At 41.4% G+C, this 9,985-nt stretch carries 7 protein-coding genes and 1 pseudogene; 4 read left to right on the top strand and 4 right to left on the bottom strand.

All coding sequences use genetic code 11. The features are described from left to right. On the top strand, positions 1-214 hold a 214-nt coding region (locus tag LC608_RS26770; protein ID WP_374108459.1), incomplete at its 5' end, for a transposase. On the opposite strand, the pseudogene LC608_RS37680 reads toward LC608_RS26770, so the two are convergent. The 4 genes and pseudogenes from LC608_RS37680 to LC608_RS26750 form a co-directional block, all read right to left on the bottom strand. Further along, a pseudogene (locus tag LC608_RS37680) lies at positions 213-566 on the bottom strand (diguanylate cyclase); the annotation flags it as partial. The gene LC608_RS26770 and the pseudogene LC608_RS37680 overlap by 2 nt on opposite strands. Before the next feature lie 60 nt (positions 567-626). After that, a complete protein-coding gene (locus LC608_RS26760; RefSeq protein WP_229556469.1) occupies positions 627-1,802 on the bottom strand; it encodes a DNA double-strand break repair nuclease NurA in 1,176 nt (391 codons plus the stop codon). A gap of 332 nt (positions 1,803-2,134) precedes the next feature. Continuing rightward, entirely contained in the window at positions 2,135-2,920 is a 786-nt protein-coding gene (locus LC608_RS26755) for an HAD family hydrolase (protein ID WP_229556468.1), read from the bottom strand. A gap of 913 nt (positions 2,921-3,833) precedes the next feature. Then, entirely contained in the window at positions 3,834-6,674 is a 2,841-nt protein-coding gene (locus LC608_RS26750; RefSeq protein ID WP_229556467.1) for a choice-of-anchor D domain-containing protein, read from the bottom strand. An 830-nt stretch (positions 6,675-7,504) separates the two neighbouring features. On the opposite strand from LC608_RS26750, the gene thiD reads away from it, so the two are divergent. The 3 genes from thiD to LC608_RS26735 all read left to right on the top strand — a co-directional run bounded on the left by thiD (position 7,505) and on the right by LC608_RS26735 (position 9,896). After that, positions 7,505-8,326, top strand: coding sequence for a bifunctional hydroxymethylpyrimidine kinase/phosphomethylpyrimidine kinase (thiD, locus tag LC608_RS26745; RefSeq protein WP_229556466.1), 822 nt, complete (start codon positions 7,505-7,507; stop codon positions 8,324-8,326). A gap of 267 nt (positions 8,327-8,593) precedes the next feature. Next, positions 8,594-9,199, top strand: coding sequence for a DUF6212 domain-containing protein (locus LC608_RS26740; protein WP_229556465.1), 606 nt, complete (start codon positions 8,594-8,596; stop codon positions 9,197-9,199). A gap of 358 nt (positions 9,200-9,557) precedes the next feature. After that, a complete protein-coding gene (locus tag LC608_RS26735) occupies positions 9,558-9,896 on the top strand; it encodes a P-II family nitrogen regulator (protein WP_012410794.1) in 339 nt (112 codons plus the stop codon). The last annotated feature ends 89 nt before the right edge of the window (positions 9,897-9,985 follow it).

Genomic DNA, 9,985 nt, shown 5'->3' with positions numbered 1-9,985 from the left:
GGGTGTTGAAAATAAAGTCCACTACGTCCGTGACGTTACCCAAGGTGAAGATGCATCCAGAATTCGCACTACCCCTCTGACCCAAATATTTGCACTCGCTCGTAATTTTTCACTCAATTTATACCGGGATAATATGTTTAATAATATGGCACAAGCTCAACGTTTATGTTCTTTTGGATTAGACACACTCAAGGGGCTTTTTAGAATGAAATAGCCCTGGGGTTGGGATAGTATTGCTGATAAAGGTGTAATAAAGTTAATATCTCTTGAAAGTATTCGTTAGCATAGGTTAAGTTGCCATGAATAAAGTTAACTGGATTGTTGATTTCATGGGCAACTCCAGCTACTAACTGTCCCAAGCTAGACATTTTTTCATTCTGGATCAGTTGAGATTGGGTTTGCTGCAATTTATGCAAGGTTTCAGTGAGTTTTTCGGTTTGAGTTTGAGCAGCTAAAGTAGCAGAACGACTTTGGGTATAAAGTTGTGCATGATCGATGGCGATCGCTAGTTGTTCGCAAACAGCTTGTAGCAGGCTAATTTCACTATTAGTCCAAATGCGATCGCCATTTTCAAGAACCGTAAATTTAAGGCTAACTGGATGTTAAATAGATTACTCTGGAAGTTCCTAAGCAATACTGCCGCGCTTTCTGGCTTCTTTGTAGGAAGTTCCTACATTTTTTAGACCAGCTTTAATCATTTGTTGTTCGAGGAGGGCAAAGAAACGCGTTCTATCGCCACCTTTTACCACTGCTTGATTATGGGCTTCTGCGATCGCTACTGGGTAGCCATATCCTTTTTGGACTTGTGCTAGCATTAGCCCCAATGCCTGGTCTAGTATGGTTAAATTCTCTGCTACCCATGCTGGAACTTCGATTCGGGCGATTTCGGTGCCAACGTGGACATAGCAAAAGTAAATGGTTTGGTCTCCGTAGAGTTCGAGAATGGGAGAATTACTACGCCACAGGGTACTGCGTTGTCCTGGTTTGAGTCGGGTTGCCCAAACAGAAGTATCTCGCAACTGTTCAAAAATTTTACAAGCTACTTTTTCTAACTGATTTGGGCAATAGGTTTTACAGTCTGGTACTGGATGAGGACAAGCTAACAACCGTAAAAAGTTCATTGTTTCAATGCTGCGAGAGGCACTAAGATAGCCCATGAGGGGAATTTGAGCATCACGCATCTGCTGCCAAGCTTCCAGGATGGGGGGTAAAATGCGATCGCGTGCATCCATCGGCAACTGTTCTAAAAACCAGTAAATTAAGGAACCATCTACCATCGCCAATGCTGGTGCTTCACCTTTCGCTGCACATGCAAGTTCTGCCAACACCGTTGTTTCTGAAGCAGTGCGACGAAAACTCATCCATTCTTCGGTTCTAATTCCCCACTGCCGAGACATATATAAATCTTCTGGGCGGTAAAAAACTTCTGGCAAACTATCAAGTAACGGATGGCGATTTTGACCATAATGTAAAACTACTCTACCGATATTTAAAAGATAACAGTAAGCAATTTCGTGATGGTTAGGGGCAATTTGGGAACCATCGGTAGCGATGACAGTATGAATTTTTGGAGGAATTGGGATATCAATGCAGGTTTCTAACGGCTCAATTGGGGTAGCATTAGCAAAGAGAATGCGATCGCGCCATTTTTCCTGGCGATCAATTAAATCTTGTTGAGACTCGTAAGCATTTTTTAGATGTTGTTGCGCCAATTCTAAGCGCTGACGACTGGCAACAGCTTCTAAAGTAAGATGCTGACTTAAACCCTGCATTTGTCGCGCCAGTTTTGTAAGGTCAAGCATAAAAGTAAGTGCTGAGTGAGAAGTGAATAGTTATGAGTTATTATTTCACCTAAATTGAAAAACGTAAGCTTCTGGTTCCTAATCTTTGCTATGTATCCCACTTTGTTACCATTTTGGCTCGGAATAGATTCCGGAGCTAATAACTAAAATTCTCTTCAAACGACTAAAAATAATTTCAGTCCACTTGAGTAGCCTTGGGTTATTAGCCAGGAACTTAAGTTCCTGGCGGGATATCGAGAAACGCAACAATTTGACTATTACAGAAATCTAGACAATGACAAGCCCTTTTAGGGTAAAGGTATCAAGAGATTATTGCACCGTATTTCATCTATTTAAAGCCAAGCAGAGAAATCTTTGGAAAAGTGAGACAGTGATAACAGATGAATTCGCGGATCATTTTGGGCGGCTTCCCGTTCTGCTTGCGTATTATAACCCCAGTCTGCGAGGAAGAGTTTCACCTCTTCAAGGTCTGCTTGTTGTTGGACTAATTGCAAAGTCTTGAGTCTATCTTCTACAAACCAGAGACTAACTGGTTTGTTTTTTGCTTCCTGCTTGAAATTTCGCAAAATTTCATATTTAGGAAGCTTGACTTCTTTGCCAATAATTGATTTTACTGGTAAATTCACTCCTTCTTGCTGTAACAATTGTTGGACAAAACGCCCTTCTTTAGTTGTCACAATGTATAAATCAACTCCACTGTCAAGAGTTAATTTGATTTTTTCTATTACACCTGGATAGAATCTATGTAGACTTAGCCAACCATCTAAATCTGTGGTAATCCATTCATCTCGTTGCTTATCTAGTTTTGCGCCAATTTCTCTTGCTTGCAGCTTGTCGTCTAATAAAAGTTTTGGGGCGATACTTGCCCATTCATGAAGAATTTTATCATCAAGAATTCCATCTACCAAGGCTTTGATTAAAACGGGCATTTCCCAACCTGTTTCAATTACAGGTCGTAGGCGATAGAATCTTAAAGCTAAATCATCTGGTGGTGTGTCGTTAGCAAAAGACCAAATTTCACAGTAGGTACGCCATGCTACCTCAAAATATTCAATTAGTCCGTCGCATATGACTCCATCAAAGTCTAGGGCTAAAATTGTGGGACTACTTGCTGTCATTGTTTTGAGGATAAAACTGCTGTTGTCAGCTTAACTGAACTAGCAAAGATTTGTTGTATCACAACTGTAGGCAGGAAAAATAGTCTGGATGATTACAGGCGATCGCTTTAGCACTTCCAAGCGAGTAACTTTTCATCGTATTCATGACTCCAAACCGCCTCGACCTTTTGCTTCTCAATAATACCTAAACGGGTACTGTGGCTTTAATAATCTGAAATGTCATTATTTTAGTGTGAATGTCCTCAATGTAACTCACTAACATATCAGAGGAAATTACCGGACTCGTAAGAAAGCAGGGGAAGTGCTTTCTTTCATATTTAATGATTACCTGCTATGTACCTGACTTGACGCCCCATCATCCTACCTCAACGAGCTTGAGGATCAGCATGACCTTGTTTGGAACTCCTCGAAATGTGTCAAGTTGTCAAATGGTGGCAAAATTCGCGCGATTAGTGATTTTCTAGAGTTTGCTGGGGTGCTGCCAGCATCGTCATTAAGTAATAACTTTTGTCTAGAACTCATACTTGCAAGCAGGGCGAACGCACGGCATTTCTGAAACCCCTGCTGGATAAGGATCTTGACGAAAAAATAGGCTAAATTTAAAAACGTTGAAACCCTTGCTATTAAAGGATTCTTATACTTTAGATGCGTTTGCCCTGTACTTGCAAGGGGACTCAATGAAAGAGAAAACTTAATGAGTGATAATTAAAATCCCTGTACCTAAAGGCCAGGGAGAATTTCAAGAGACTAATGCCAGTTTTTGAACGCAACCCCTTACAAGGATAGGGTGTAGGGAAGCCCAGCAAAGAATTTAGTTACTCAATATTAAATCTTCTTTGTCTAGTTATTTCTCTACACCTGCTCCGTTGGCGTAGCCTAAGAAGAAAAGAGACTTGGTTATCAAAAGACACAACTAAATAGTGATAAAAGCGGAAGGTTGAGCCGAAAGTATACTTGCAGTGACATTATCCAACTTCGCTAACACTTGATTGTCAAAACTATCCATAATGAAGGTTTGACTTCCTTGTTGTTGTATGAACAATTGACCGAACTTGAGACCTCCTGACAAGGCAATTCTATCCTTACCTATTTCAAAGTCAGTAATGGAGTCCGTGCCGTCACCAGAAGCGAACACAAAAGTGTCAGCGCCATAACCCCCTGTAAGTACATCATTGCCTGCGCCCCCATAAAGCCAGTCATTGCCTGACTCCCCTAATAGTTGGTCATCACCGATACCACCAAATAGCGTATCGTTACCGTTGCTAGCCGAAAGCTTGTCATTGCCGCTATCGCCATAAAGTAGGTCATCACCATCACCTGCCCAGAGAGTATCGTTGCCGTCGCCTCCGGAAAGTTGGTCATTTCCTAGATTACCTACGATGGTATCTGTACCCCCAAACCCATAAATCTTGTTAGCTGGGGCATTGCCTTTTAAGTACTCAGAATTTTCAGTGCCATTGAGAAGATAAATTTCGCTAGCAAGAGGGGGTTTAACTGTGCCACTGATAGCAAAGTTAAAGAGGCTTTCGTCACTATCGTTGGTGGTCAAGCTGAAGCTGCCACCATAGGTTCCAGGTGTAGGTGTATTCGTATTGAGTGCCACGGTTATACTTCTTGAATCGTTGGCAGCCACAGTATATGGAAAAGCTCCTACCAAACTAAAGCCGTTAGGAAGTTTGAGATTACTCAGGTTGAGTGTAGCTGTACCGATGTTCTTGATGGTGAAAGTTTTGTTTACGGTACTACCGAAAGTGACGTTGCCAAAGTCGATGGCGGTGGTGCTGCCATCTGCAATGTCAACTGTGCCATTGAGAACTTGAATTTCGGGGGTAGGAGCGGGCTTAACTTTACCGCTAATAGCAAAGTCAAAGGGGCTTTCATCAGGATCGTTGTTGATCAAATTGAATCTACCAGAATATGTTCCGGGTGTTTTCGTATCGAGTGCCACCCTTATATCCGTCCAATTATTGATAGCCAAGCTAGCTGGAAGAGTTCCTACCAAACTAAAGCCGTTGGGGAGTTCGAGATTACTCAGATTGAGTGCAGCTTTACCCGTGTTTTTAATGGTGAAAGTTTTAGTTACGTAGCTGCCAAAAGCGGCTTCGCCAAAGTCAATAGCATTAGTACTGCCATCTACAATGTCAACTGTGCCATTGAAAACTTGAATTTCGGGAGCGTTAACTTTACCACTAATAGCAAAGTCAAAGGGGCTTTCGTTAACATCGTTGTTGGTTAAACTGAAGTTGCCAGTGTAGGTTGCGCCAATAGTCGTATTTAGTGCCACTGTTATATTCACCGAAGTCTTGGCAGCCAAGGTAGGTGGAAGAGTTCCTACCAAACTAAAGCCGTTGGGGAGTTGGAGGTTACTAAGGTTGAGTGCAGCTATACCTGTGTTCTTAATGGTAAAAGTTTTAGTTACAGTGCTACCAACAACGACCTCACCAAAGTTAATGGCAGTAGTGCTGTTATCTGCAATGTCAACTGTGCCATCAAGAACTTCAATTTCGGGGGTAGGAGTATTAATGGTGGGGGCTTCATATACGCCAATATCAGTCAATACACTGCCGTTACCATCGCCATCTAGGGGAACAATCTTAGTGATGCTATTGAAGGTACCCGAACCAGCATCGATCGCAGGACTTCCAGGTTTGAGCCTAAAGTCACCATTCGCTGCATTAACAAACAACGGATCTTTGTTTAAAACATTTCCTGATCCCGTGCCTTTAAAAGCTCCGTTATAAGCAAGGTTGTTATCAAATGAAGTATTACTAGAATTAACAATAGAAGTAGCCGACTCTCCGTCCTTTGCATACATAATATTGTTAGATACCCTAACATTTTTAGCACTGTTAAGGAAAACTTCTCCAATTGATAGTTCTTGTGAGTTTTGGTAAATTGTATTATTCACAATGTCGACAGGATTTTCTCCTTTGAAAATCTGAATACCTCCGCCACCATTGTTATAAATTAAGTTCTTACTGATTAAGGCTTTGCCCTGGTATGCAACATTTTCAATAGAAGAAGTGTCAAGCATTATTCCATGACCCTCTGTTACTGTTCCTGCATTAACCCAAGGAACTAATTGTTTATTATCAAAGACCGTGTTATCTTTAATAATTACTTTGTAATCTGTTACGTTTTCATCGGAATTCCAAAGGTTAAGCATTGTAATTCCTTGGGTTCCATAAGGTGAGTACCAAGAATTTCCAGAAACCACATTGTTTTTTACTGTAATGTAGTCTACTTCTGCTGTTGCAATCCCGCCTCCTGGAAATTTAGAAACGTTGTTATTGCTAAGTGTGATGTGATGTGAACGTTGCTTTTCGTCGCCATCAATATATGTAACGTTAATACCATTCCCAGATGTTGCTGGGTTCTTCAAATTATCTTTATGCTCTAACGCATATTCTAATGTAGTTTCATCTCGTGCTCCTACCAGCGTTAGCCCATTAATGACTACATAAGAAGACCCTGTAATGGAGATAGCATTCCAATTTTTCTCGTGTGTTTCTAAAACAGGTGTGTGTCCAGGATAAGCAGTAAATGTGATCGGCGTACTAGCGGTACCGTGCTTATTTGAAATACTCAGGATATTAGGGTAAATATTTGTGTAAGTACCATTCATGACATAGACAGTATCACCTGCCTTCACTAAGTCACCGACTTTTTGGAGGGTACGAAATGCAGATCCTTCTTTCAAACCATCATTTTTATCACTGCCTGTTCCAGAAACGTAGTATGTGTTGCCAGCCATGAGATTAACTCCGAATGTTTATAAGGGTGATTGTTAGTAAGTTCTCAGCAATAAACTATGTTGCTAAGTAGTTATTTGAATTAGTGATTTATCTGTACTTTTCAAGACAGTCGTAGTTGTGCGATGGCGTACCCGCCCGCCGTAGGCGATCGCAACTTGAAACCGTGTTTTTTGTAGCAAAACTGTTATAAAACTGAAATTTTTTATCCTATTAACCGTTGATGGTTAAAGTAGAGATGTCAATACCGTCAACCGTCAGTGTTTTATTGAGGGTAATCAGACAATTTGCACGCAGACAAGGCAGCGCAAAGCTAAAGACGTTTCCTGTCATCTCTGCGTTTTATTGAGTAGTCGAAGTTGAATTGGTTGAAACTTTAGTAGGTTTACCCCTTAACTTAAGGGAACTAAATGTAACAACTTGGTCGAACTTGTTGTAATCGGTGTAACTGAGCCTTGTGAACTCATGTATTAAAACTAACCTTTACATAGAAGATAGAAATCAGTGAATATTCTGAATGTAGTTATTTTTTTTACAACAAAGTCAAAATTTTTATGGAGATGTCGTGCTGGAGTCCTGTTAATTTCCAGAGTGATATGGGAGTGGAGAGCGCTTTGTGCAGGGTTTTGATGAAGTTTCTCTAAAAATTTTTAAAGACGATGCCTTCTCTACTAAACGCCCTGCTACGCCTAACAGCACTTTTAGGTCAGGTTATCGTAAATCTTTGTGGTTGCGATCACAAAGGAGGCTGGAAACAAGAGGGTTTTGATCTAGTTCATCCATCTTTGAGATAGTTTGGTTTGATAATGCCAACTTACTTAATCTTCATAATATGAACACTGAAATAAACTCCAGAATATCCGTTGCTTTGACTATTGCTGGTTCAGATAGCGGTGGCGGTGCAGGAATTCAAGCTGATTTACGTACCTTTGCTTTTCACTGTGTCCACGGTACTAGCGCTATAACCTGCATCACGGCACAAAACACTTTAGGAGTGAAAAGGGTTGATGCCATGCCAACAGAGGCTGTTGTGGCGCAAATTCAGGCAGTAGTTGAGGATATTGGCGTACAAGCTGCCAAAACGGGAATGTTGCTTAATCAGGAAATTATCTTTGCTGTTGCCCAGCAGGTGGAAGCTTTACAAATCAATAATTTAGTAGTTGATCCGGTAATGGTTTCACGTACAGGGGCGCAATTGATTGATGATGATGCTGTAAAGACTCTATGCCATGCCCTGATTCCCAAGGCGGTTATGATCACGCCGAATCGCTACGAAGCCCAGATTTTAAGCGGTTTACAACTTAATACCTTGGAGGATATGCAAGCTGCTGCTGAAATTATTCACAAGACTTTACGGACGAAGGCTGTTTTAGTCAAAGGCGGAGGTATGCAGGGAGATTTACGCGGTGTTGATATCTGGTTTGATGGGGACAAGTTGGAAGTTTTGACTTGCCAGCAAGTAGAGACAAAAAATACCCACGGTACTGGTTGTACACTATCGGCTGCGATCGCTGCTAATCTGGCCAAGGGACAAGACTTGTGGCAGGCAGTACAAGAGGCAAAGAAGTATGTAACTACTGCACTCACTTACGCCCTAGATATTGGCGAAGGGCAAGGCCCTGTAGGACATTTCTTCCCATTGTTACGAAATTAACTTTATCAAGGGCAGTGGGGAGTGAGGAGACAGGAGGAGCAGGGGAGCAGGGAGTAAGAGAGATGAATTTTCCCCTCTGCCCCCTGCACCCCGCCCCTCTGCGTCTTTTCAATGCCCAACGCCCCATGCCAAATTCCCAATGCCCCAATAATAAATCTTTGCTCTTTCGGCATTTTTCTATTATTCTTGGGCATAGTTTCAGGGCTGACTATCTTTGTTAGCATCTCTGTACGACTTACTTACCTTGATTTTTAATACCAGTCCCCGATGCGAACAACCATAGGTTCAGTTCACAGGAATTCGCCAACACCGACTACTCAAGCCTCCCCTCCCTCTGTACCACTTTCTGTATATAGGGAATTGTCAACAGAGTTGCAAGCAACACAGGCGAAGCTACATGCACTTACCACCAAAAATCAGCAATTAGCACAAGAAAATCAACTATTACGCCAAGAAATTACTAAAGTTGTTGAGTCTTTTTCTCATTTGCAAAAGTTTGTGGATTCCCATACTGCGCCTGGTTATCACCAAGTTCCCCAAGGTTCTAATGACAAAAATGCCGTTAAAGTGCCACTAACACAAGCGCGTCCACCTCAGCAGGTTTCTCGTTCGCATCCACCCGTTACTTCCAAAACACCACCCAAAAAAAGCCGCCGCCAAGACTTTTCTACACCTGTAATGGAAATGAATTTTCCGATACCAGAACCAGTTTATATACAAGAGCAACAAGTAAGTTATTATTCTGCTACTGAGCCAGATGCTAAGGAACTCAATGGCTGGTGGTTAATTATCACCATATTGTTAATCATGCTTACTGCCTTTAGTGCTGGATATTTTGTTGTGCGTCCCTTGTTTGAACATCAGAAACGTTAGTTGACACTCCCACAGTCAGCAGCACCAAGCTTTCAAGCTACCGAGGAATTTCTCTGCAACCATTCTCTAAAATATCTGAGCATATCTGCTAAATGGCGGAATTTATTTATTTTTAGGTTATAAAAGCTACATAAAATGCTAAATTGACAGCAACTTCTTTATGTTACAACCTTAAAGATTATCTAATTAATAAATCCTTGCCGCTTTTCATGTCCCAAACCCTCAGGCAAAGCATCTACACTTTAAAAAAGTGGTAATTATTACATATATTTTAGGAAAAGCACTGCTAGTTACAGCTTCAGACAAAGGATCTGCTTAGATATATAAACGAAGCTAGTAGAAGTCAGGAGTCAAAAAGATGAAAAAAGTAGAAGCTATTATCCGCCCATTCAAGCTAGATGAGGTAAAAATTGCTTTGGTTAATGCTGGTATTGTCGGCATGACCGTTTCTGAAGTCCGGGGTTTCGGACGGCAGAAAGGACAAACTGAACGGTATCGCGGTTCTGAATACACTGTTGAGTTTCTACAGAAACTGAAAGTGGAAATCGTCGTTGATGACAATCAAGTTGATATGGTGGTGGACAAAATTATTGCTGCTGCCCGCACTGGTGAAATCGGCGATGGTAAAATTTTCATCTCGCCTGTTGAGCAAGTGATTCGGATTCGTACCGGCGAAAAGAACACAGAAGCAGTTTAAGCCCTGATAAGCTTTTGAATTATATGCCTATATACGACTTAATAAGTCACATATAGGCATATTCCCACATCCCACTGGCTACAGGCTAC

It is taken from the genome of Nostoc sp. XA010, assembly GCF_020829625.1.
GTDB lineage: Bacteria > Cyanobacteriota > Cyanobacteriia > Cyanobacteriales > Nostocaceae > Nostoc.
The sequence above is the reverse complement of the archived record's forward strand: the minus strand, read 5'-3'. Positions and strand labels throughout refer to the sequence as shown.